General features: G+C 69.4%; 19 protein-coding genes. 13 read left to right on the plus strand and 6 right to left on the minus strand.

All coding sequences use genetic code 11. The features are described from left to right. Positions 1-648 precede the first annotated feature (648 nt). Together AC07XP_RS19945 and AC07XP_RS19950 are read left to right on the plus strand one after the other, a co-directional pair. The gene (locus AC07XP_RS19945) at positions 649-3,909 is read left to right on the plus strand and encodes an efflux RND transporter permease subunit (RefSeq protein ID WP_495265640.1); all 3,261 of its coding nucleotides are present in this window, start codon (positions 649-651) and stop codon (positions 3,907-3,909) included. An 11-nt stretch (positions 3,910-3,920) separates the two neighbouring features. After that, positions 3,921-5,420 (plus strand): efflux transporter outer membrane subunit, encoded by a 1,500-nt coding sequence (locus tag AC07XP_RS19950; protein WP_495265641.1) that lies wholly within the window; start codon positions 3,921-3,923, stop codon positions 5,418-5,420. 131 nt (positions 5,421-5,551) lie between these two features. Here AC07XP_RS19950 and AC07XP_RS19955 read toward each other — a convergent pair whose 3' ends face one another. Beyond that, the gene (locus AC07XP_RS19955) at positions 5,552-5,917 is read right to left on the minus strand and encodes an SPW repeat protein (protein ID WP_062474873.1); all 366 of its coding nucleotides are present in this window, start codon (positions 5,915-5,917) and stop codon (positions 5,552-5,554) included. A gap of 169 nt (positions 5,918-6,086) precedes the next feature. Between AC07XP_RS19955 and AC07XP_RS19960 the strand changes: the two genes are divergently transcribed. From AC07XP_RS19960 to AC07XP_RS19975, 4 genes are all read left to right on the plus strand, one after another. Then, positions 6,087-6,671, plus strand: coding sequence for a TetR/AcrR family transcriptional regulator (locus AC07XP_RS19960; protein WP_495265642.1), 585 nt, complete (start codon positions 6,087-6,089; stop codon positions 6,669-6,671). A gap of 62 nt (positions 6,672-6,733) precedes the next feature. Further along, on the plus strand, positions 6,734-9,013 hold the full coding sequence (locus AC07XP_RS19965; RefSeq protein ID WP_495265643.1) for a xanthine dehydrogenase family protein molybdopterin-binding subunit: 2,280 nt from the start codon (positions 6,734-6,736) through the stop codon (positions 9,011-9,013). Between the two features lie 28 nt (positions 9,014-9,041). After that, entirely contained in the window at positions 9,042-9,506 is a 465-nt protein-coding gene (locus tag AC07XP_RS19970; RefSeq protein ID WP_307637588.1) for a (2Fe-2S)-binding protein, read from the plus strand. A gap of 164 nt (positions 9,507-9,670) precedes the next feature. Next, positions 9,671-10,402 carry a GntR family transcriptional regulator gene (locus AC07XP_RS19975; protein ID WP_083259300.1) on the plus strand — a complete coding sequence of 244 codons (732 nt, stop codon included), beginning with the start codon at positions 9,671-9,673 and terminating at the stop codon, positions 10,400-10,402. Here the strand turns inward: AC07XP_RS19975 and AC07XP_RS19980 are convergent, their stop codons facing one another. Further along, positions 10,403-11,269 (minus strand): MurR/RpiR family transcriptional regulator, encoded by an 867-nt coding sequence (locus AC07XP_RS19980; protein ID WP_495265644.1) that lies wholly within the window; start codon positions 11,267-11,269, stop codon positions 10,403-10,405. Positions 11,270-11,472: 203 nt separating this feature from the next. Between AC07XP_RS19980 and AC07XP_RS19985 the strand changes: the two genes are divergently transcribed. Genes AC07XP_RS19985 through AC07XP_RS19995 form a run of 3 tightly spaced genes read left to right on the plus strand, consistent with a single transcriptional unit; the run spans position 11,473 to position 14,435 of the window. Then, entirely contained in the window at positions 11,473-12,807 is a 1,335-nt protein-coding gene (locus AC07XP_RS19985; RefSeq protein ID WP_495265645.1) for an aspartate aminotransferase family protein, read from the plus strand. Positions 12,808-12,852: 45 nt separating this feature from the next. Then, positions 12,853-13,770, plus strand: coding sequence for a transporter substrate-binding domain-containing protein (locus AC07XP_RS19990; RefSeq protein WP_495265646.1), 918 nt, complete (start codon positions 12,853-12,855; stop codon positions 13,768-13,770). Positions 13,771-13,784: 14 nt separating this feature from the next. Next, on the plus strand, positions 13,785-14,435 hold the full coding sequence (locus tag AC07XP_RS19995) for an aspartate/glutamate racemase family protein (RefSeq protein ID WP_495265647.1): 651 nt from the start codon (positions 13,785-13,787) through the stop codon (positions 14,433-14,435). Here the strand turns inward: AC07XP_RS19995 and AC07XP_RS20000 are convergent. Next, positions 14,427-15,284, minus strand: a complete 858-nt coding sequence (locus AC07XP_RS20000) for a hypothetical protein (protein WP_495265648.1) — start codon at positions 15,282-15,284, stop codon at positions 14,427-14,429. The two genes, AC07XP_RS19995 and AC07XP_RS20000, sit on opposite strands and share 9 nt — an antisense overlap. Before the next feature lie 182 nt (positions 15,285-15,466). Between AC07XP_RS20000 and AC07XP_RS20005 the strand changes: the two genes are divergently transcribed. Continuing rightward, positions 15,467-16,291, plus strand: a complete 825-nt coding sequence (locus AC07XP_RS20005; RefSeq protein ID WP_495265649.1) for an undecaprenyl-diphosphate phosphatase — start codon at positions 15,467-15,469, stop codon at positions 16,289-16,291. A 10-nt stretch (positions 16,292-16,301) separates the two neighbouring features. Here AC07XP_RS20005 and AC07XP_RS20010 read toward each other — a convergent pair whose 3' ends face one another. Continuing rightward, positions 16,302-17,111 carry an IclR family transcriptional regulator gene (locus AC07XP_RS20010; protein WP_095948905.1) on the minus strand — a complete coding sequence of 270 codons (810 nt, stop codon included), beginning with the start codon at positions 17,109-17,111 and terminating at the stop codon, positions 16,302-16,304. A gap of 113 nt (positions 17,112-17,224) precedes the next feature. Here AC07XP_RS20010 and AC07XP_RS20015 point away from each other — a divergent pair, with 113 nt between their 5' ends. The 3 genes from AC07XP_RS20015 to azu all read left to right on the plus strand — a co-directional run bounded on the left by AC07XP_RS20015 (position 17,225) and on the right by azu (position 21,109). Then, positions 17,225-18,199, plus strand: coding sequence for a Bug family tripartite tricarboxylate transporter substrate binding protein (locus tag AC07XP_RS20015; protein ID WP_095746145.1), 975 nt, complete (start codon positions 17,225-17,227; stop codon positions 18,197-18,199). Positions 18,200-18,209: 10 nt separating this feature from the next. Further along, the gene (locus AC07XP_RS20020; protein WP_495265650.1) at positions 18,210-20,558 is read left to right on the plus strand and encodes a cytochrome P450/oxidoreductase; all 2,349 of its coding nucleotides are present in this window, start codon (positions 18,210-18,212) and stop codon (positions 20,556-20,558) included. Between the two features lie 98 nt (positions 20,559-20,656). Then, the gene (azu, locus tag AC07XP_RS20025) at positions 20,657-21,109 is read left to right on the plus strand and encodes an azurin (protein WP_495265651.1); all 453 of its coding nucleotides are present in this window, start codon (positions 20,657-20,659) and stop codon (positions 21,107-21,109) included. Here azu and AC07XP_RS20030 read toward each other — a convergent pair. Both AC07XP_RS20030 and AC07XP_RS20035 read right to left on the minus strand, forming a co-directional pair. Then, positions 21,102-23,033 carry a sensor histidine kinase gene (locus AC07XP_RS20030; protein ID WP_495265652.1) on the minus strand — a complete coding sequence of 644 codons (1,932 nt, stop codon included), beginning with the start codon at positions 23,031-23,033 and terminating at the stop codon, positions 21,102-21,104. The two genes, azu and AC07XP_RS20030, sit on opposite strands and share 8 nt — an antisense overlap. Further along, entirely contained in the window at positions 22,943-23,656 is a 714-nt protein-coding gene (locus AC07XP_RS20035; RefSeq protein ID WP_095948901.1) for a response regulator transcription factor, read from the minus strand. The genes AC07XP_RS20030 and AC07XP_RS20035 overlap by 91 nt, the downstream gene beginning before the upstream one ends. Positions 23,657-23,757: the final 101 nt, after the last annotated feature.

The raw sequence follows: 23,757 nt of genomic DNA on the forward strand, positions 1-23,757 counted from the left end.
AAAAGGCGACCCCACTGTCTGCGACCCCTGCGCTTCGCTACGGGGCAACCTGCGGTGCTCACGTTTCGCGGGGTCTCGCAGAACTCGCTTCGCTCAAACAGCTGCGAGCCCTGATCCGCGAAACGCTCCGCTCCTCGGCGCAGCCAGAGGGGCTTTGATACCGGGCGGGCCATCGCTTCGCTCGGCCCTGCAGTACCAACAGCCGAATCCAATGCGCATGCGCGCGGCTTCGCCTGCGCGCGGTTCCTTGCCAACAGCAAGGGCAACGCAAACGCCAACGGCAACACAAGCGCCATCGCTCGCGCCCGCGCACGCGCACGCGTACCAACCAATCCCAGCCGCAGCAGGCGCAAAGCGCCTGCTGCGGCCCACTGGCCGAGCGAAGCGATGGCCCGTAGGTATCCCAACCCCTTCTGTATGCGCCGAGGAGCGCAGCGTTTCGCGGATCAGGGCTCGCCCTTGTTTGAGCGAAGCGAGTTTGGGCGAGACCCCGCGAAACGCGAGCACCGCAGGTTGCCCGAAGCGAAGCGTAGGGACGCAGACAGCAGGGTCGCCTTTCTTTTGCCTACGTTTCTTTGGCGAAGCAAAGAAAAGTAGGTCGCCTGCCGGGGCGAGACCCGGCCTCGGAACCCAAAAGAAGGCACTGCGATGAACCTGTCGCGCCCCTTCGTCCGCCGCCCCATAGGCACAGTCCTCCTGACCATAGGCATCGCCCTGGCAGGAATTGCAGCGTTCTTCGTCCTCCCAGTCTCCCCCCTCCCTCAGGTCGACTACCCAGTCATCTCAGTAAGAGCCTCGATCCCAGGAGCCAGCCCAGAGACGATGGCCACCAGCGTCGCGACCCCGCTGGAAAGACACCTGGGCACCATCGCAGGCGTCAACGAAATGACGTCCACCAGCTCCGTAGGCTCCTCCCGAGTCACCCTGCAATTCGACCTCAGCCGCAACATCGACGGCGCCGCCAGAGAAGTCCAGGCCGCCATCAACGCCAGCCGCGTAGACCTGCCAGCCACCTTAAGAAGCAACCCGACCTACCGCAAAGCCAATCCGGCCGCCTCCCCAGTCATCATCCTGGCCCTCACGTCCAAAACAAAGACCCCAGGCCAGATCTACGACGCCGTCTCCAACATCGTCAGCCAGCGCCTGTCTCAAGTAGACGGCGTAGGCGACGTGGAAATCGGCGGCGGCTCGCTCCCCGCGGTGCGCATCGAACTGCTCCCCTTCGCCCTCAACCGCTACGGCATCAGCACCGAAGACGTGCGCGCAGCGATCCAGGCGTCCAACGCCAACCGCCCCAAGGGCATGGTGCAAGGCGAAGGCCGCAAGCTGCAGATCTACACCCAGACCCCGGCACTGCGCGCAAGCGACTACGCCTCGATGGTCGTGGCCTGGCGCAACGGCGCGGCGGTGCGGCTGCGGGAGGTGGCCGACGTGATCGACGGCGTGGAAGACACGCGCACGCTGGGCCTGTTCAACGGCGAGCCGGCGATCATCGTGCTGATCACGCGCCAGCCCTCGGCCAACATCATCGAGACCGTCGACAACGTGCGCGCGCTGCTGCCCGAGCTGCAGGCCCAACTGCCGCCGGACGTGACGCTGCAGGTCGCCTCGGACAGCACCAACTCCATCCGCAGCTCGCTGCGCGAGGTGGAGATGACGCTGGTCATCGCGGTGCTGCTGGTGGTGCTGGTGGTCAGCCTGTTCCTGCGCAGCGTGCGCGCGACGGTGGTGCCGGCGGTGGCCACGGTGGTGGCGCTGCTGGGCACGTTCGGGGTGATGCACCTGCTGGGCTTCAGCCTCAACAACCTGAGCCTGATGGCGCTCACGGTGGCCACGGGCTTCGTGGTGGACGACGCGATCGTGGTGCTGGAGAACACCAGCCGACACATCGAATCGGGCATGTCGCGCATGAAGGCGGCGCTGCTCGGCGCGCAGGAGGTGGGCTTCACGGTGCTGTCGATCAGCGTGTCGCTGGTGGCGGTTTTCATTCCGCTGCTGTTCATGGGCGGGCAGGTGGGGCGGCTGTTCCGCGAGTTCGCGGTCACGCTGTCGGCGGCGGTGCTGATCTCGCTGGTCATCTCGCTCACCACCACGCCGATGATGTGCGCGTGGATGCTCAAGCCCGGCGGCGAGCACGGCAAGAACAAGCCGCAAGGCCGCTTCGGCCGCGCGGCGGCGCGCAGCTACGACTGGATGCTCAAGCGCTACGAGAGCGCACTCGACTGGGCGCTGGACAGCAAGGCGATCGTCATGGTCGTGCTGCTGGCGGTGGTGGGGCTCAATGTCTACCTGTTCAGCGCGGCGCCCAAGGGCTTCTTCCCGCAGCAGGACAGCGGCCAGCTCAACGGCGGCCTGCGCGCCGACCAGAGCATTTCGTCGCAGGCCATGGGCGCCAAGCTGCGCGAGGTGGTCGACATCATCCGCAAGGACGAGGCGGTCGACACCGTGGTGGGCTTCACGGGCGGCGGGCGCGCGGGTGGCGGCTTCATGTTCGTCAACCTGAAGCCGGCCAGCCAGCGCAAGGACAGCGGCCTGGCCGTGATCGCGCGGCTGCGCCCGCAGCTGGCGCAGGTGACGGGGCTGCGCGTGTTCCTCGGCCCGGTGCAGGACGTGCGCTCGGGCGGGCGCTCCAGCAACTCCACCTACCAGTACACGCTCAAGAGCGACAGCCTGTCCGACCTGCGCACCTGGGCCGTGAAGCTGGCCGACGAGATGAAGCTGCAGCCCACGCTGACGGACATCGACACCGACCAGGACCAGAACGGCGTGGAGACGGTGGCCAAGGTCGACCGCGACAGCGCACGGCGGCTGGGGCTCACCTCCACCGCCATCGACAACGCGCTGTACAACGCCTTCGGCCAGCGGCAGGTGGCCACCATCTACACCGAGCTCAACCAGTACCACGTGGTGATGGAATGGGCGCCGGGCTACACGCGCAGCCCGAACGCGCTGCGCGACGTGTACGTGCCGGCCACGAAGACCTCGGTGGTGGCGGGGCAGGCGGTGACCACGCAGGTGGCGGCCACGACGTCCACGGGCGGCACGACGACCTCCGCCAGCGCCGCCGCCGCGACGGTGCCGGTGTCGGCCAACGCCGGCTCGCGCAACGCCTCGACCGGCAACGTGCTGAGCAACACGGCCACCGCGCTGGTGCCGCTGTCGGCGGTGGCGAAGTTCGAGGAGCAGTCGGTGGCCACGTCGGTGAGCCATGAGGACGGCGAGCTCGCCACCACCATCTCGTTCAACCTGGCCGAGGGCGCCAACCTCGGCGATGCGCGAGAGGCCATCGCCAAGGCCGAGGCCAACATCGCCATGCCGACGAATGTGCGCGGCGCCTTTGCCGGCACCGCGCTGAGCGCGCAGCAGTCGCAGGGCCAGCAGGCGATGCTGATCGTGGCGGCGCTGGTGGTGATCTACATCGTGCTGGGCATCCTGTACGAGAGCCTGGTGCATCCGGTGACGGTGCTCTCGACCTTGCCTTCGGCCGGCGTGGGCGCGGTGCTGGCGCTCTTGATGTTCCGCATGGAGTTTTCCATCATTGCGCTGATCGGCGTGTTCCTGCTGATCGGCATCGTGAAGAAGAACGCCATTTTGATCATCGATTTCGCGCTGGAGGCCGAGCGCTCGCGCGGCCTGAGCCCGCTCGAGGCGGTGCGCGAGGCCTGCCTGCTGCGCTTCCGCCCGATCCTGATGACCACGCTGGCCGCCGCGCTCGGCGCGCTGCCGCTGGCCATCGGTTTCGGCGAGGGCGCCGAGCTGCGCCGGCCGTTGGGCGTGGCGATCATCGGCGGGCTCATCGCGAGCCAGTTGCTGACGCTGCTCACCACGCCGGTGGTTTACCTGCTGCTGGACAAGCTGCGCCGCCGCGGCAAGAACGAACACGCGCTGAGCCGCGCCCCGGCCGTCTGAGACCCATGACCATGAATGCCTCCCTTTCTTCTATCGGCCCTTCACGCCGTTTCTTCGCGCTGAGCACGCTCGCGCTGGCCGCCGTGCTCGCCGGCTGCGCCGTGGGCCCGGCCTACAAGGTGCCCGAGTCGGCGGCATCGGCCGGCTGGAAGGAACAGCCCGCCGCCGACGGTTGGCTGCCCGCCGCGCCGGCCGACGCGCTCGACCGCGGCGAGTGGTGGAAGCTCTTCGGCGACGCCACGCTCGACGAACTCGCGGCGCGCGTGCAGGTGTCGAACCAGAACATCGCCGCCGCCGTCGCCAGCTACACGCAGGCCCAGGCGCTGGTGCGCGAGCAGCGCGCGGGGCTGTTCCCGTCGGTGTCCTTCGACGGCAGCGGCAAGCGCTCGGGCACGGTGGGCGGCAACGCCTCGGCCAGCCCGTCGAACACCTTCGGCGCCACGCTGGGCGCGAGCTGGACGCCCGACGTGTGGGGCCGCCTGCGCGAGGCCGTGAACAGCGCGCAGGCCAACGCCCAGGCCAGCGAGGCCGACCTGGCCTCGGCGCGGCTGTCGGCCGTCGGCGACCTGGCCACCAACTACTTCTCGCTGCGCGAGGCCGACGCCGAGATCGTGCTGCTCGACGAAACCATCCTCGGCTACCAGCGCGCGTTCGAGATCACGAGCAACCGCTATGCCGCCGGCATTGCCGCGCAGACCGACGTGCTGCAGGCGCAGACCCAGCTGGTGAACGCCAAGGCCGACCGCGTGGGCCTGCAGCGCACGCGCGCCACGCTGGAGCACGCCATCGCGATGCTGGTGGGCGTGGCGCCGGCCGACTTCAGCCTGCCGCCCGCGCGCTGGACGCCCACGGTGCCCGGCGTGCCGACCGGCGTGCCTTCGACGCTGCTGCAGCGCCGCCCCGACATCGCGGCGGCGGAGCGCGCGGTGGCCGCGGCCAATGCGCAGATCGGCGTGGCGCGCTCGGCTTATTACCCGAACATCTCGCTCACGGCCTCGGTCGGCAGCAACGCCAGCCGCGTGAGAGACCTCTTCGGCGCGGCCAACACGCTGTGGGGGCTGGGCCTGTCGGTGGCGCAGGTGGTGTTCGACGCGGGCGCCATCAGCGCCAGCGTCGATGCCGCCAAGGCCGGCCACGAGGCCAGCGTGGCGCGCTACCGCCAGACCGTGCTGGCCGCGTTCCAGGCCGTGGAAGACCAGCTGACCAGCGGCGCCACGCTGGCGCAGCAGGAAGGCTTGCGCCGCGAGGCCACGGCAGCGGCCGACAAGACCGAGCAGCAACTGCTCAACCGGTATCGCGCGGGGCAGGTGAGCTACACCGATGTGGTGCAGGCGCAGGCCGCCGCACTGAGCGCGCGGCGCGCGCTCGTGCAGCTTCAGGTCAATCGCCAGGCCGCGGCAATCGCGCTGATCCAGGCCATGGGCGGCGGCTGGCAGGCCGACTGGATGGGGGCGACCCGTCCGGCCGGCAACAGCACTTCAAACAACAGCGCCGCTTCCCGCACACCGTAAGGGGCGGGGGTTGCGGGCGGGCATGGGAACCTGCCTGGCCCGTCGGCCCGACCGGCGCGAACACCGGACCGGGCGTCGTCGCTTCGCGGCGGTGGTCACCGCTCGGCGCTCACAGGATCGCTCTCTCCCCATCAGTGCGCTGGTCGGTCGAGGGCCTCGCCCAGGTAGTCCTTGTCTGTCACCAGGACCCAGAGGGCGAGCACCATGATCACCGCAGCCACGAGGACTGCATTGACCAGCGCCGGCTCGACCATGCGGAAGTCGAGCAACCAGGGCGACACCGCCAGCCAGGCTGCCAGCGCCACTTCGGTCCACTCTTCCCACTGGTGCGGCACGAAGGTCGCGCCCAAGGCCACGGCGCCCAGCACGATGCCGGTCGCCACCATGGTCCACATGGCGAGCGAATTGCCCTGAAAGCCCAGTACCCATGGCGAGACGATCAGCCACACGCCGGCGACGGCGTTGACGGGGTCCTGCCAATGCTTCACATGCTTCATGGTCGTACCTCCTGTCGCAGCACGACGCCACGACTCTGGTTGGACTGCCGCGCCGCGCCGTGGTTCCGCCATGCGGCATGGCGCGGGCCGCGCGGGGCTTGCGGATCGGCGCCGCGTTCCTATACTTGAGTGAGCACTCAACTAAACGAACGATGGAGACCCTCCGCGCATGGCCCGCCCTCGCAGTGTCGACAAGCACAACGCCATCCTCGAGGCGGCGCTGGTCGAGTTCGGCCGGCGCGGCGTGTGGGCCACGCCGACCTCGGCGATCTCGCGCACCGCGGGCGTGGCCGAGGGCACGCTGTTCACCTACTTCGCGAGCAAGGCGCTGCTGACCGACGCGCTGTACCGCGCGCTGAAGACCGAGCTGGCCGGCGTGATGCTGGCCGACTGGCCCGAGGCCGCCGATCCGCGCACCCAGTTCCGCCACATCTGGGACCGCTACGTGCGCTGGGGCGTGGCGCACCCCGGCAAGCTGCGCGTGCTGGCGCAGCTCAAGGTCTCCGACGAACTGAGCGACGAGAGCCGCGCCGCCGGCATGGCGCCGTTCGCGCGGCTGGAAGCGGTGGCGCAGGAGTGCATGCGGCGCGGGCTGGTCGTCGAGCGACCGATGGAATTCCTGGGCGCGATGCTCACGGCGATGGCCGAGACCACGGTCGACTACATCGCGCAGGCGGGCGACGCGGCGCCGGCCTTCGACTACGCCGAAGCCGGTTTCGAGATCTTCTGGCAAGGCATCGCCGTGCCGCCCTGACGACCTGACGACGACCCCACCTCCCGCACGAACGACAAGACCCACCGAAGAAAGACCACGCCATGCCCCAACTCAAACGCCGCCACTTCGTGCTCGGCACCCTCGGCGCCGCCGGCGCCCTGGTCGTCGGCTGGGCCGCCACGCCGGCGGCTTCGCGCCTCGTGCCCGGCGCGCCGCTGCCGGCGGGCAACGGGCAGGTCGCGCTCAACGGCTGGGTCAAGGTGGGCAGCGACGACACGGTCACGCTGGTGATGACGCAGTCGGAAATGGGGCAGGGCACGCACACCGGCCTGGCGATGCTGCTGGCCGAAGAAATGGACGCCGCGGTGTCGCAGGTGCGGCTCGAGCAGGCCGGCTTCGACGCCATCTACAACAACCAGGCCATGATCCTCGACGCGCTGCCCTTCAAGCCTGGCGACGAGGGCTTCGGCAAGCGCGCGGCGCACCAGGTCGTGGGCAAGCTGCTGCGCACGATCCCGGGGCTTTCGGGCACGGGCGGCTCGTCGAGCGTCACCGACCAGTGGGGCCCGGTGCGCGAGGCCGGCGCGTCGGCACGGCTCATGCTGGTGGGCGCGGCGGCGGCACAGTGGCAGGTGCCCGCCAGCGAATGCCGCACCGAGGCCGGCCGCGTGCTGCACCCGGCCTCCAACCGCAGCGCGCGCTTCGGTGAGCTGGCCGCGAAGGCCGCGCAGCAGCCGCTGCCCACGGGGGTGAAGCTCAAGGCGCCCGCCGACTTCCGCGTCATCGGCCAGCCGCAGCGGCGCATCGACAACGCCGGCAAGCTCAATGGCACCGCCACCTACGGCATCGACGTGCTGCCGCCGGGCCTGCTGTACGCCAGCATCGCCATGTGCCCGACGCTGGCCGGCCGCGTCGCGCGCTTCGATGCGAAAGCCGCCGAGGCGTTGCCCGGCGTGCGCAAGGTGATGGCGCTGGAACCGGTGGCCGCGAGCCTTGTCGGCACCGGCAGCACGGCGGGCGGCGTGGCCGTGATCGCCGACACGCCGTACCACGCGATGCGGGCGCTGAAGAAGGTCGACATCGAATGGGACCACGGCCCCGCCGCGAGCCTGTCGAGCGCCGAGATGATCGACCGCCTCGCGCGCACGCTCGACGCCGACGCGGGCAATGCGCGCCTGGACACCGGCGGCGTGGCGGCGGCGCTGAAGTCCGCCGCGCGCACGATCGAGGTCGAGTACCGCGTGCCCTTCCTGGCGCACGCCACCATGGAGCCGATGAACTGCACCGTGCAGTTCAAGGACGGCGCCGCCACCGTCTGGGCGCCCACGCAGGCGCCGGGCTTCGCACGCGCCGCGGTCGCCAAGGCACTGGGCATCGATGCCGAGAAGGTCACGCTGCACGTCACCTACCTGGGCGGCGGCTTCGGGCGGCGCTACTTCATCGACTTCCTGGTGCAGGCCGCGCAGCTCGCGCGCGAGGCCGGCGGCGCGCCGGTGCAACTGATCTGGTCGCGCGAGGAAGACATGACGCACGACTTCTACCGCCCCGCCTACGTGGCGCTGTGCAAGGCCGGCTTCGACGCGGCGGGCGCGCTGGTCGCGTGGCAGACCACCAGCGCCGGCTCCAGCCTCGGGGCGCCGTCGTTCATGGACAACTCGACCGACGGCGCCTGGAACACCGCCTACGATTTCCCGCAGGCCCGCGTGGCGCACGTGCCGGTCGAATCGGCCGTCACCACCGGCATCTGGCGCTCGGTGGCGCATTCGCAGAACGGCTTCTTCGTCGAGAGCTTCATCGACGAATGCGCCGTCGCCGCCGGCAAGGACCCGGTGGCTTTCCGCGCCGGCCTGCTCGCCAAGGACGCGCGCCACCTGGCGGTGCTCAAGCGCGTGGCCGAACTCTCGAAGTGGGGCGAGCCGCTGGCCGACGGACCCGACGGCACGAAGCGCGCGCGCGGCGTGGCCATCCACCGCGCCTTCGGCAGCATCGTGGCGCAGGTGGCCGAGGTGTCGGTGACGCCCGAGCGGCAGATCCGCGTGCACCGCGTGGTGTGCGTGATCGACTGCGGCCTGCCGGTCAACCCCAACCTGATCCGCCAGCAGATGGAAGGCGGCATCGTGTTCGGCCTGTCGGCCGCGCTGCGCGGCGAGATCACCGTGGCGCGCGGCCAGGTGCAGCAGAGCAACTTCCACGACTACACGCCGCTGCGCATCGACGAGTGCCCGGCCATCGAGGTCGACATCCTCGCCGGCACCGGCGCCGAGGTGCCGCCTGGTGGCGTGGGCGAGCCGGGCACGCCGCCCATCGCGCCCGCCGTGGCCAACGCCGTGTTTGCGCTGACCGGCCAGCGCCTGCGCAGCCTGCCTCTGCGGCTGGCCTGATCTCCCGGAACAGCAAGAAAGACACCCCATGACCACCACCACGCTGAAGATCAACGGCCAGACCGCCACCGTGAGCGCCGAGCCCGACACCCCGCTGCTGTGGGTGCTGCGCGGCGAAATGAAGCTCGTCGGCACCAAGTTCGGCTGCGGCAAGGCGCTGTGCGGCGCCTGCACCGTGCACCTGGACGGCCAGGCCGTGCGCTCCTGCGTCACCCCGCTGGAGGCCGTGGGCGGGCGCGAAGTCACCACCATCGAGGGCCTGAAGGGCCGGGAGGCCGACGCCCTGCGCGCGGCCTGGACCGAGGTCGACGTGGTGCAGTGCGGTTACTGCCAGAGCGGCCAGCTCATGTCGGCCTGCGCGCTGCTCAAAACCACGCCCAAACCCAGCGACGACCAGGTCTCGGACGCCATGCGCGGCAACATCTGCCGCTGCGGCACCTACCCCCGGATTCGCGCCGCGATCCACCTGGCGGCAGAAACAGCGGGGCGGTAACGCAGAAACCGGGGTGGTTGTTTACAGAAGTTAATAATTTTTCCGTAATTCTCGAAAAAGTCGCCAGAACGGTATTTTTACGGAAATTGGGGATATGAAGCTTCGATACGCCGCCGTACCATCCGCGCGGCCCGCTTCCGGCCGTCCCCTGTTTCCGACTTTCGATGACCCCCCCAGATCCCTCGCGGACGCGCGTTTTGTCCGTGGCCGACACGCTGCGCACCCGCATCTTCGACGGTGCGATCGCCCCCGGCGCCCACCTGATGGAGATTTCGCTCGCCAATGAGCTTGGCGTGTCGCGCACCCCTGTGCGCGGCGCCATGGCGCGTCTGGCCGACGAGGGGTTGCTGGTCTACCACCCGCAGCGGGGTTTCCAGGTGCGCCGCTTCGACGCCAAGGACGTGTTCGACGCCTTCAGCGTGCGCGCCACGCTCGAAGGCATGGGCTGCCGCCTGCTCAGCGAGCGTGGCCTGGACGACGAGGCGCTGGCCGAACTCACGGCCATGGTCGACGAGCAGCATGCGCTGCTGCACGACAGCGGCGAATGGACCGACGAGCGGGCCGATCAGTGGCAGGACCTGAACCAGGCCTTCCACCACAAGCTGCTGTCGCTGGCCGACAACCGCTGGCTCAGCGAGGCCGTGCAGCGCGCCTGCCAGCTGCCGGTGATCTTCGACAGCCGCTCGCGCCCGCACAGGCACGACGCCGCGATGCTGCTGTACCGGCACAGCCAGGCCCTGCAGGCGCTCGAAGAGCACCGCTGCATCGTCGAGGCGCTGGGTCGTCAGGAGGCCTCGGGCGCCGAAGCCGCGATGCGCGAGCACATCAACGCCAACCGCGACCTGCTGGTGCTCTACCTGCGCCAGAGCGCCGGCCGCACCCGCGCACTGGCCTGATCAGCCGCCCCGCGCCACCGGCGCCATGAGGTAGGCCCCCGACTCGAACAGCTGCGCCTCGGCCTGGTCGATGCGCCGGATCACCGGCTTGCCCGCGCGGCTTGCCAGCAGCTCGACCAGCGCTTCCGTCACCGCCACGCCGGCCGCCACCGACGGGAAGAACGAGGGGCTGTGGATGGTGAAGAGCAGCGTCTCGTCCGCCAGCAGCGACAGCGGCGAGGTCACGCTGTCGGTGATCGCCACGATGCGGCAACCCGCCGCCTTCGCCGCCTCGGCCACCTGCAAGGCTTCGCGTGAGTAGGGTGCAAAGCTCGCCACCACCAGCGCGTCGCCCTTGGCGAAGGCGCGCTGCTGCATCTCGAGCGAGCCGCCCTGGCCGTCCACGAGGTGCACGCTGGTGCGAAAGAGCCGGTACACGTACACGAACGAGAAGGCGATCGGAAAGCACGCGCGAAAGCCCGCCGCGTGCACGGCCGGCGCCTTCTCCAGCAGCGCGCAGGCCTTGAGCAGCGCCGGCCCGCTCTGCTGGTGCGTGAGCTCCAGGTTGCGCCGCTGCACCTCGAACATCTCGCCCGCCAGGCCCTGGTCGGCGACGCGGCCCACCAACTGCTTGGCGCGCCCGCCGTAGGTCTCGGTGCCCAGGCCCATGTCGGCGGCGAAGGCCTCCTTCAGCTGCGGCCAGCCCTCGAAGCCCAGGTGCTGCGCGAAACGCACCAGCGTGGCCGGCGTGCTCTGCGCGCGCGTGCCGACGTTGCGCATCGAGCCCGTGACCACCTCATTGGGGTGGTCGAGCACGTAGCGCGCTACCTGCTGCAGGGCGGGGCTCAGTTCGTTGAAGCGTTGGCGGATCAGTTCTTTGGCGTTCATCGAAATACCTTCGTGCTTCGCACTGCGGTGCGAGCTTGCTTGGGGCGGCCCGGCGCAGCGCTCATGGCGGTGTCTCTTTTCGTGCGGTGTCTGGAACGAATGTACCGGAGCAGGGAAATCCCAGGAGTTGACGGAACAAATGTTCCAAACAATAATTCGGCCGAAACGTTAGTTCCAAAAACAGGCCCCGCTTTCCTCCCGCCATGACGCACGTCTTCCACCGCCACCTTCGCCAGACCCCGCCCGTTGCCGCCAGCGCGCAGGGCATGTTCATCCGCGACGCCGAAGGGCGCGAATACCTCGACGCCTCGGGCGGCGCGGCCGTGTCCTCGCTCGGCCATGGCCATCCCGAGGTGATGGCCGCCATGCACGCGCAGATCGACACACTGGCCTATGCCCACACCAGCTTCTTCACGAGCGAGGTGGCCGAGCAGCTGGCCGACGAGCTCATCGGTGGCGCCCCCGAAGGCATGAGCCACGTGTACCTCGTGAGCGGCGGTTCCGAGGCGGTGGAGTCGGCGCTGAAGATGGCGCGCCAGTACTTCGTGGAAATCGGCCAGCCGCAGCGCACGCACTTCATCGCGCGCCGCCAGAGCTACCACGGCAACACGCTGGGCGCGCTCGCGGTGGGCGGCAACGCCTGGCGGCGCGAGCCCTTCGCACCCATCCTCGTGCCGGCCACGCACGTCGCGCCGTGCTATCCGTACCGCGAGCAGCGCGCCGATGAAAGCGCCGAGCAGTACGGCCTGCGCCTGGCGGCCGAGCTGGAAGCGGCCATCGTCGCGCAGGGCGCTGACCGCGTGATCGCCTTCGTGGCCGAGACCGTGGGCGGCGCCACCGCCGGCGTGCTCACGCCGGTGCCGGGCTACTTCAAGGCCGTGCGCGCCGTGTGCGACAAGTACGGCGTGCTGCTGATCCTCGACGAGGTGATGTGCGGCATGGGCCGCACCGGCTCGCTGCACGCCTACGAGCAGGAGGGCGTGGTGCCCGACCTGATGACCATCGCCAAGGGCCTGGGCGGCGGCTACCAGCCGATCGGCGCGGTGCTGGCGCAGCGCCGCATCGTCGAGGCCATGTCCAAGGGCAGCGGCTTCTTCCAGCACGGCCATACGTACCTGGGCCATCCGATGGCCTGCGCAGCGGCGCTCGCGGTGCAGCAGGTGATCCGCCGCGACGGCCTGGTCGCCAAGGTGCGCGACGACGGCGTTGCCTTCGGCGCGATGCTGGCCGAGGCGCTGGGCGACCACCCGCACGTGGGCGACATCCGCGGGCGCGGCTTCTTCTGGGGCGTCGAGCTGGTGGCCGACCGCGCGAGCAAGCAGCCCTTCGATCCATCGCTGAAGGTCCATGCGCTCCTCAAGAAAGACGCGATGGCGCGCGGCCTGCTGTGCTACCCCTTCGGCGGCACGGTGGACGGGCGCCAGGGCGATCACGTGCTGCTGGCGCCGCCGTACATCGCGACACGCGACCACCTGCACGAAATCGTCGCGCGGCTCACGGCCTCGGTCGATGCGGTCACGCGCGGCGTGACGCGCTGAGCCACCGCCCCTTTTTTCTTCAACCGCCGTTCCGAGGAGCGTTCCATGCCCCAGCTTCGCCCGTCGCTTTCCATCGCCGCCGCCGCCTTCGCGCTGGCCCTTGCCGCCCTGGCACCGACCGCTCCCGCGCAGGCGCAGCCCGCCAACGACACGCTCGCCAAGATCAAGGCCAGCGGCGCCATCACCTTCGGCTACCGCGAGGCCTCGTTCGGTTTCTCGTACCTGGACGCCAACCTCAAGCCCGTGGGCTACAGCATCGAGATCTGCAACCGCATCGTCGACGCTCTGAAGACCGAGCTGAAGCTGCCGGCCGTCGAGGTCAAGTACCAGGCCGTGACCTCGGCCAACCGCATCCCGCTGGTGCAGAACGGCACGGTGGACATCGAGTGCGGCTCCACCACCAACCTGGTCGAGCGCCAGTCGCAGGTGGCCTTCTCGCCGGACATCTTCCGCTACAACGTGCGCACGCTGGTGAAGGCCGATTCGGGCATCAAGAGCATCGCCGACCTGCAGGGCAAGACGGTGGTCACCACCGCCGGCACCACGTCGTTTCGCCTGCTGCGCGCGGCCGACAAGGGCCGCAGCCTCGAGGTGAACCAGCTCTCGGGCAAGGACCACACCGACTCGTTCCTGCTGGTCGAGAGCGGCCGCGCGCAGGCCTTCGTGCTCGACGACATCCTGCTCGCGGGCCAGATCGCCAACGCGCGCAACCCGAAGGACTTCGTCATCACCGGCGAGAGCCTGCGCACCGAGAACCAGTCGCTGATGTTCCGCAAGGACGACCCGGCCTTCAAGGCGCTGGTGGACCGCGTGGTGTCGGGCATGATGAAGTCCGGCGAGATGGAAAAGCTCTACAGCAAGTGGTTCATGTCGCCGATTCCGCCCAAGGGCATCAACATCAACTACCCGCTCAATGCCGAGACGAAGGAGGCCTTTGCCAACCCGTCGTCCAAGGGCATCTGATCTCACCTGACTTCATGACACGCATCGCCCTCATCCACGCGCTCTCGCATTCCGTCGCGCCCATCAACGAAGCCTTCGCGCGCGACTGGCCCGAGGCCGTGCGCATGAACCTGCTGGACGACAGCCTCTCGGCCGACCTCGCGCGCGACGGCAAGGGGCTCGACGCGGCGATGCACGAGCGCTTCCAGCGCCTGGCGCAGTACGCGGTGGACACGGGCGCGCGCGGCATCCTCTTCACCTGCTCGGCCTTCGGGCCGTGCATCGAGGCGGTGGCACAGCGGCACGCGGGCATTCCGGTGCTCAAGCCCAACGAGGCCATGATCGAGGAGGCCGTGCAGGGCGAAGGCCGCCTGGGCCTGATCGCGACCTTCGCGCGCACGCTGGAATCGATGCCGCCGGAGTTTCCTGCGGGCATGGCGCTCGAACTCGCGCTGGCCGAGGGCGCGCTGGCCGCGCTCGATGCGGGTGATGCACAGCGCCACGATGCGCTCATCGCCGAACAGGCCGCCGCGCTGCGCGCACGCGGCTGCACGCGCATTGCCCTGGCTCAGTTCAGCATGGCGCGGGCGCGTGGCGCCTGCGAGGCAGCGAGCGGCCTGCCGGTGCTGACGACGGTCGACAGCGCGGTGCGTGCGCTGCGCCGACGCGCTTCAGCTTCAGTGTGAGCCGCCGTTGCCGACGACCGTGAACAGCGTGGTCATCGCCACCTGGGCCGCTTCGCCGCGCGCGAGCGGGCGGCCCGGGCCGGCGTTGCCGCTGTCGGTTTCCAGGCCCTGCGCCAGGCGGCGGTAGATGTCCGACGAGGGCATGGTCGCCGCCGTGCCGAGCGCGTCGCAGTAGGTGTCGGTGAGCACGGAGGCCAGCCGTTCGCGCTCGGCGTCGCACAGCACGGGCGCGTCGGCGGCGAAGACCGACGCCACGCAGTGCATCAGGTAGGCCTGGGTCTCGAGCGAGAAGGCCTGCTGGCGCACGTAGTCTTCCACCGCGTGCCAGAAGAGGGTGTCGGAGGTGCGGCGCCAGCTTTCGAGCACCTTGCGCGACTTGGCGACCAGGTCGGCGTGCGCGTCGTGCGGTTCGGCCGGCCGCAACGCCAGGCCCTGCAGCGTGAGCGCGGCCACCGGGCCGGCCGCGCCGAGCAGGAAGCTCCAGAACTTCCAGCGCGCAAACCATTTCTTGTCATGGGCCGGGCCCAGCGGCTCCAGCAATCGGAAGTCGATGCACAGGGCGGCGTCGGCCTGCAGGCCGGAAGCCATGCGGTCGGCCTCCACATGGCCCTGCGCGACGATGCAGGCGCTGGCGCCGCAGCGGTCGATGTCGGCCAGGCGCTGCGTCAGCTGGCGCAGCTCGTGAGCCGAGGCGCCGGTGGCTTCGGCCACGCGCAGCATGCCGTGGCACTGCTCCCGCTCCAGCTGGCAGGGGCTCTTGAGACGGTCTTCGACATGGTCGTCGAGCGTCGAGGGGCGTTCTTCAGCGACGCACGCCTCGAGTTCACTCCCGGTGGTGAACGTTGACATGGATGCTCCTTCGGACGCAGATGAATAACTGTTATCAATATGTATTAACGCGCCGAGGTCGAACATCACCTGAACTAGGTATTTCCGTAGGAGAGCTGCCTTGCGTTCCACCGGCGGAACGGCGCCTGAACAGGGCCTGACCGATGGCCTCGCCATAATTGCCGCTCTTTCAAGGAGTACGCGTGGATATCGTTTTGCTGGTCAAGGCCGCTGTCATGGGCATCGTGGAGGGTCTGACCGAATTCCTGCCGATCTCGTCGACCGGCCACCTCATTCTTGCGGGCTCGCTGCTGGGCTTCGACGACGCCAAGGCCAAGGTGTTCGACATCGCCATCCAGACCGGCGCGATCTTCGCGGTGATCCTGGTCTATTGGCAGAAGATCCATTCGACCGTGGTGGCGCTGCCGCGCCAGCCCAAGGCGCGCCGGCTGGCGCTGAACATCGTCATCGGCTTCCTGCCCGCGGTGGTGCTGGGCCTGCTGTTCGGCAAGATGATCAAGGCGCACCTGTTCATCCCGACCGTGGTGGCCAGCACCTTCATCATCGGCGGCTTCATCATCCTGTGGGCCGAGAAGCGCCCGCCCGGTTCGGTGCGCGTCGAGCACGTGGACGACATGACGCCCTGGGACGCGCTCAAGGTCGGCCTGGTGCAATGCTTCGCGATGATCCCCGGCACCAGCCGCAGCGGCTCGACCATCATCGGCGGCATGCTGCTGGGCCTGTCGCGCCAGGCGGCGACCGATTTCTCGTTCTTCCTGGCCATTCCGACGCTGATCGGCGCGGGCTCCTACAGCCTCTACAAGGAGCGCGCGCTGCTGTCGGTGGCCGACATTCCGATGTTCACGGTGGGTCTGGCCTTCTCGTTCATCAGCGCATGGCTGTGCGTGCGCTGGCTGCTGAAGTACATCAGCACGCACAACTTCATTCCGTTCGCCTGGTATCGCATCGCCTTCGGCATCGTGGTGCTGGCCACGGCGTGGACCGGCGCGGTGGTCTGGGCGGAATAAGCCGGCAGCTTCAGGCCGCCGCGCCCAGCAGCGCGCCGGCGGCCTTCGCCTCCCGCCGCACGGCGATGGCGATCGGCCCGTCGATGGCCGGGTCGAACCCGCCCGTGGCACCCAGCGCGGTGATCACGGCGCACACCCTTCCCGCGTAGTCGTACACCGGCGCCGCCACGGCGCTGATGCCGCGCAGGTAGGTGTCCCGCACGATGGCGCAGTGCGCCTGCTGCACCTCGCGGCGCAGCGCGCCGATGGGGTCGTCGGCATCGAGCAGCGCGCGCATGTCCTCGGTGGCGTCGGCCAGTTCCTGCTCGGCCAGCGCGACCACGCGCGACTCGTCGAGCAGGCCCAGGAAGGCGCGCCCGGTGGCCGACCACAGCATCGACATCACCGAGCCGGCGCGCACGTTCACCGTCACCGGCAGGCCCGGCTCCTCGAAGCGCACGATGGTCGGGCCCTTGTTGCCCATCACCGCGACGAAGCAGGTCACTTCCAGCGATTCGCGCAGGCGGATCAGGCAGGGCTCGGCCGCGCGGATCGGGTCGGCCTGGCGCATGGCAGCCAGGCCGATCTGGATCGCCTCGGGGCCCAGGTAGTAGTGCTGCGAGGCGGTGTCCTGGCGCACCAGGCTTTCTTCCATCAGGCTCGCGAGGTAGCGGTGCACCTTGGCCGGGCTCTCGCCCACGTGGGTGGCCAGCGCCGTGAGGCTGCTGCGCCCGCCCAGGTGCGCCAGGCCCTTGAGCACGGCCATGCCGGTCTCGGCGGACTGCACGCGCTGGCGGCGCTCGCGGGGAGGGGAAGAGGGTGCTTCAGCGGGGGAGGTCATGTCGTCCTCATCTTAGGTGGCGGCCTCGGTGGCCGGGTAAACCCGTGGTCTGGTGATTACGCAATGCGTATGATAATTACGCAATACACAATTTCCACCCCGGAGACACCCCGATGAAGAAGCACTTCGCCCGCGGCCTTGCGGTCCTGTCCCTGGCTGCCCTGGCCACTGCCGCCAGCGCCCAGACCACCTTCCCCGCCAAGCCGATCCGCTGGCTCGTGCCCTACGCAGCGGGCGGCGGCTCCGACTTCCTCGCGCGCACGGTCGCCCAGACGCTGTCGACGCAGGTCGGCCAGCCGGTGCTGGTGGACAACAAGCCGGGCGGCAACACCGCGCTGGCCGCCGCCGAAACCGCGCGCGCCCCGGCCGACGGCTACACCGTGCTCTCGGCCGACAACGGCACGCTGGTGTTCAACCCGGCGCTGTACAAGTCGCTGAGCTACAGCCCCACGAAGGACCTGGCGCCCGTCACGCTGATGGGCAAGTTCCCGATGATCCTGGTGGTCGGCGCCAACTCGGGCTTTGCCACCGCCAAGGACTTCATCGCCCAGGCCAAGGCCAAGCCGGGCGGCATCAACTACGCCTCGGCCGGTGCGGGCAGCCCGCACCACCTGGCGATGGAACTGCTGAAGGTCGAGGCCAAGCTCTTCATGGTCCACGTGCCGTACCGCGGCGCGGCGCCCGCGCTGGCCGACGTGGTCGGCGGGCAGCTGCCGGCCATGATGGTCGACATGGCCGCCGGCGCCGGCTTCATCAAGGGCGGCAAGGTGCGCGCGCTGGCCGTGGCCAACCCCACGCGCCTGCCGCAGCTGCCCGACGTGCCCACCTTCGCCGAGCTCGGCTACAAGAACGTCGAGGCCGCCGCGCTGGTCGGCGTGGTGGTGCCCGCGGCCACGCCGGCCGACGTGGTGAACACGCTCAACCGCCAGCTGGTGGCCGCCATCCACGAGCCCTCGGTGAACAAGCGCATGGTCGACTTCGGCGTCGAGCCCGTGGGCAACACGCCCGCGCAGTACACCGAGCTGCTCAAGGCCGAGACCGCGCGCTGGCACAAGCTGATCCGCGACCTGAAGATCACGCTCGACTGAGTCTGCTGCCATGTCCGATACCGCCATGCCTTCGCGCACCTCCGGCTGCCCCGTCGCGCACGGGGCGCTCTCCGCCGAGCGCACGCCCACCGGCTGCCCCGTGAGCCAGCGCGCCGCCGAGTTCGATCCCTTCGAGGACGGCTACCAGCAGGACCCGCCCGAGTACGTGCGCTGGGCCCGCGAGCAGGAGCCGATCTTCTACAGCCCCAAGCTGGGCTACTGGGTGATCACGCGCTACGACGACATCAAGGCGGTGTTCCGCGACAACCTCACCTTCAGCCCGTCGAACGCGCTGGAGAAGATCACGCCCACCGGCGAAGAAGCCAACGCCGTGCTCGCAAGCTACGGCTTCGCGCTCAACCGCACGCTGGTGAACGAGGACGAGCCGGCCCACATGCCGCGCCGCCGCGCGCTCATGGACCCGTTCACGCCCGAGGCGCTGAAGCACCACGAGCCGCTGGTGCGCGAACTCGCGCGCAGCTATGTCGACCGCTTCATCGACGACGGCCGCGCCGACCTCGTCGACCAGATGCTGTGGGAGATTCCGCTCACCGTGGCGCTGCACTTTCTCGGCGTGCCCGAGGAAGACATGGACACGCTGCGCAAATACTCCATCGCGCACACCGTCAACACCTGGGGCCGCCCCAAGCCCGAGGAGCAGGTGGCCGTGGCGCACGCCGTCGGCAACTTCTGGCAGTACGCCGGCAAGGTGCTCGACAAGATGCGCCAGGACCCCGACGCACCGGGCTGGATGCAGTACGGCATCCGCAAGCAGATGCAGCACCCCGAGGTCGTCACCGACTCGTACCTGCACTCGATGATGATGGCCGGCATCGTGGCCGCGCACGAGACCACCGCCAACGCCACCGCCAACGCCGTGAAGCTGCTGCTGCAGCACCCGCAGGTGTGGCAGGAGCTGTGCGACGACCCGGGCCTCATTCCCAACGCGGTGGAAGAGTGCCTGCGCCACAACGGCTCGGTGGCCGCCTGGCGCCGGCTCGTCACCAAAGACACGCAGGTCGGCGGCGTCGACCTGCCGGCAGGCTCGCGCCTCTTGATCGTCACCTCGTCGGCCAACCACGACGAAGGCCACTTCGCCGATGCCGACCTGTTCGACATCCGGCGCGACAACGCCAGCGACCACCTGACCTTCGGCTACGGCTCGCACCAGTGCATGGGCAAGAACCTGGCGCGCATGGAGATGCAGATCTTCCTGGAGGAGTTCACGCGCCGTATGCCGCACATGCGCCTGTCGGAGCAGCGCTTCAGCTACGTGCCCAACACCTCGTTCCGCGGCCCTGAGCACTTGTGGGTCGAGTGGGACCCGCGCGCCAACCCCGAGCGTGCCAACGCCGGCCTGCGCGACGTGCAGGTGCCCGTGCGCATCGGCGAGCCGTCGGCGCACGCCATCGCGCGGCCCGTGGTGGTCGAGCGTGTGACGCCGGTGGCCGACGGCATCGTGCGGCTGCGCCTGGTGTCGCCCGATGGCAAGCCGCTGCCGCGCTGGACGCCGGGCTCGCACATCGACGTGGAATGCGGCACGCCCGAGCTGTCGCGCCAGTATTCGCTGTGCGGCGACCCCGACGAAGCCCATGCGCTGGAGATCGCCGTGCTGCACGAGCCCGAAGGCCGTGGCGGTTCGGCCTGGGTGCATGCGAACGTGAAGGCGGGCGATCGCCTGCGCATCCGCGGCCCGCGCAACCACTTCCGGCTCGACGAGTCGCTGCCGAAGGCGATCTTCATCGCCGGCGGCATCGGCATCACGCCCGTGAGCGCGATGGCGCGGCGCGCCAAGGCGCTGGGCATGGACTACGAGCTGCACTACAGCGGCCGCAGCCGCGCGAGCATGGCCTTCGTCGACGAACTGGCCGCGCTGCACGGCGAGCGCCTGCATGTGCACGCGGCCGACGAAGGCCGGCGCAACGACCTGCGCGCGCTGCTGGCCACGCCCGTGCCCGGCGCGCAGGTGTACGCCTGCGGCCCGCTGCGCATGCTCGAAGCGCTTGAAGACTGCTGCGCCGCATGGCCTGAAGGCGCCTTGCGCGTGGAGCATTTCGAATCGACGCTGGCCACGCTCGACCCGTCGAAGGAACATGCCTTCGAGGTGGAGCTGAAAGACTCCGGCCTCGTCATCACCGTGCCGCCCGACCAGACCTTGCTGACGGCCCTGCGCGCGGCCAACGTCGATGTGCAGAGCGACTGCGAGGAAGGCCTGTGCGGTTCGTGCGAAGTGCGCGTGCTGGCCGGCAAGGTCGATCACCGCGACGTGGTGCTCACGCGCAGTGAGCGCGATGCGAACACGAAGATGATGGCCTGCTGTTCTCGCGCCTGCGAGGGGCGGCTGGTGCTCGAGCTTTGAGGCTTTTCGCCGCGCATTGATTCATCGCAAGTGTTTCGCGGCACGCCCACCGCACAGTGGGGCGTGCCGAATCGGCACCTCACCGAAGGAACCATGTGATGAAGACGAGAACCACCGCGGCCCTGCTTTTCACGGCGCTGCTTGCCGGCCCCGTGCTGGCCGCCACCTGCGACATCGAGATCGAAGGCAACGACGCGATGCAGTTCAACAAGACCGCCATCGCGGTGCCGGCCAGCTGCAAGCAGTTCACCGTGAAGCTCAAGCACGTCGGCAAGCTGCCCAAGGCCTCGATGGGCCACAACTGGGTGCTGAGCAAGGCCGCCGACGCGCAGGGCGTGGCGGCGGACGGCATCGGCGCGGGGCTGGACAAGGCCTACGTAAAGCCGGGCGATGCCCGCGTCATCGCGCATTCGAAGGTCATCGGCGGCGGCGAGACCGATGCCGTGAGCTTTGACGTGAGCAAGCTCAAGGCGGGGGACAGCTATGCGTGGTTCTGCTCGTTCCCGGGGCACGCGTCGCTCATGAAGGGCACGCTGGCGCTGGTCAAGTAGGCGCCGCGCCGCCCAGGGGCATCCGCAGCACCACCTGCGTCTCGCCGGGGCGCGACTGCAGCTGCAGCTGCGCGCCCAGGCGGCGTGCCCGTGCCCGCAGGTTGCGCAGCCCCGCGCCGCCGCTCACGCCGTCCACCGCGAAGCCGCGGCCGTCGTCGCGCACGCTGAGCTGCAGCTCGGCGCCCGCGCGCGCCACCGTCACGTCCACGCGCCGGCCCGCGCTGTGCTTGAGCACGTTGGTCAGCGCCTCCTGCAGGAAGCGCATCAGGTCCAGGCTCTGCGAGGGCGCGAGTTCGAGCGTGTCGATGCCCGAGACCTTCCAGCGGCAGTCGATGCCGTTGGCGTCCAGCAGCTGCGCGCTGCGGTAGCGCAGCGGCGCCAGCAGCTCGCCGAGCGCGCGCGCACCGTCGTCGCGGCCGGTGGCGTCGATGATCAGCCGCAGGTCGTCGCGCAGGCTCTTGAGCATCGCCAGCAGTTGTGGCGCGCTGAGGTGCTCCGGCGTGCGCTCCAGCGTCGCGATGCTGCCCACCAGCATGCCGCCCAGGCCGTCGTGCAGGTCGCTCACCAGCGCCACGCGCTCGCCGATGCGCGCGTGCGCGAGCTCCAGCGCGTGCTGCTGCGCGAGCGTGGACGCGAGCTCGGCCTTGGCGGCGTTCACTTCCTCGATCAGCTCGGTGTTGAAGTTCTCGATGCGCCGCAGGCTCTGCACAAAGCGCCCGGCCTGCGTCAGCGCCATGCCCAAGAGCAGCACGTACGAGGACATGGTCGTGTAGTAGATGTTGCTGTCGATCACCTGCGTGAACACCAGCAGGTCGTGCGCGCCCGTGAGCGCCGACACCGCCATGAACGGCGCGAGCGAACGCATCGGGCTGCCCCGGTGGCGCAGTGCGTGGAAGATGCCGCTGCTGTTCACCACGATGATCGTGAGGCCGCCCACCAGCGTCCAGATCGCGCGGTGGGTGGGCAGGTTGGCGGTGCCCGCGAACCACAGGTCGAGCACGCCGATGGCCGCCACCGCGAACGCCGCGATCTCCAGGCGCGGCAGGCGCCGCCCGGCAAAGCGCAGCACGAACACGCCGTACGACACGCTGAAGAACAGCAGCAATGAGGTGTTGAGCGCCTGCCAGCTGTGGTTGCTGGCAAAGGGCCAGGGGCTGGTGGCGATCTGGTTGTAGCCGAACAGCAGCCACAGCACCGACATCGCCGCGAACCAGCCGTAGGCCGTCTCGCGCCGCCGCAGCAGCCACCACGCCGCGAAGAAGGCCGACACCGCCGCGCTGGTCGCCAGGCCGAACACCTGCAGGTCGCGCCGCATGAGCTGCTCGCGGCCGAACTCGGCCTGCATGGCCGCGGGCGTGCCCAGGCTCACCGGCCCCAGCCCGGCCTGGTAGGCCGACAGGCCCGACACGCGCACGAGCAGCGTGTTGGTGCCGGCGCGCAGCTGCGGTGCGGCAAGCACCCAGTAGCGCGACGAGTTCCAGGCGCGCGTGAGCGGTTCGACCAGGCTGCGGTCGCGCCAGATCGTCGTGCCGTTGAGCGAGACCTCGCCGGCCATGTTCAGGTAGTGCAGCAGCAGCCCGGTCTCGGTCACTGGCGCGGGCTGCTCCCAGGTCAGCCGGTACCAGACCACGCCGTCGAAGCCGGGCCAGCGCGTGGCCCAGCTGTCGGGCAGGGCGACGGGTGTCCAGCCGTCGGTGGGCGGGGTCGTGTCGTCCCAGCCGGTGCCGCGTGCGGCTTCGGCGCGAAGTTCAGGAACCACCGGTGTTTGTGCGTGTGCGCTGCCCGTCGAGAGCAGCACCCACAGGGCCCACAGCAGGAGGCCCGCAAGGAACCTCAGCGCAGCAAGCCCTGCCTTCGGCCCTGGTAGACCGCCTCGGTGCGCGAGTTGACGGCCAGCTTTCGGTAGATGTTCTTGGTGTGGCATTCCACGGTCAGTCTGGAGATCGACAGCGCCTCCGCCATGTCGCGGTTGCTCATTCCTTGCGACACAAGCTCGAGGATTTTGCGCTCGCGCGGCGTCAGCATGACGGGCGTGGTGGCCGGCGTCAGCGACGGGTCGTCGGGCGGCGAGGGCAGGCCGGGCAGCTGGGTCGCGACCCAGCCGAGGATGCGACGGGCGATGGCCGGGTCGATCGGTGCGCCGCCTTGCTCGATGCTGCGCAGCGCGATGCTGAGTTCGAGGTCGTCGCGTTCCTTCAGCAGGTAGCCGATGGCGCCGGCGCGCAGCGCCGCGAAGATCACGGCCTCGGTGCGCCAGGCCGAGATCACCACCGCGGGCACCAGCCGGTGGTGCACGTGCATCCACTCGATCAGGTCGACGCCGCTGCCGTCGGGCAGGCCGATGTCGACCAGCGCCACGCCGAAATGCTGCTGCTCCAGCAGCGAGCGGGCCGAGGTCAGGCTGTCGGCCCAGGCGATCTGGGGCTCGTCGCATCCGAGCGTCGACAGCACGTACGCCAGGCGCTCGCGCATCGCCGGATCGTCTTCGACCACCAGCGCGGGGCTCAGCGAGACCACTTCAACGTCTTCCAGGAGAGGGGCAGACATAGGACGACATTTTTGAGCCGTGGTGTACGTGGTGCAACGTTTTTTCTTAAATGAAACGACTGTTTCTAAAGTTCCTATTTGTATCTTGATGTTAATTCAAA

The organism is Variovorax sp. GW531-E2 (assembly GCF_059423125.1).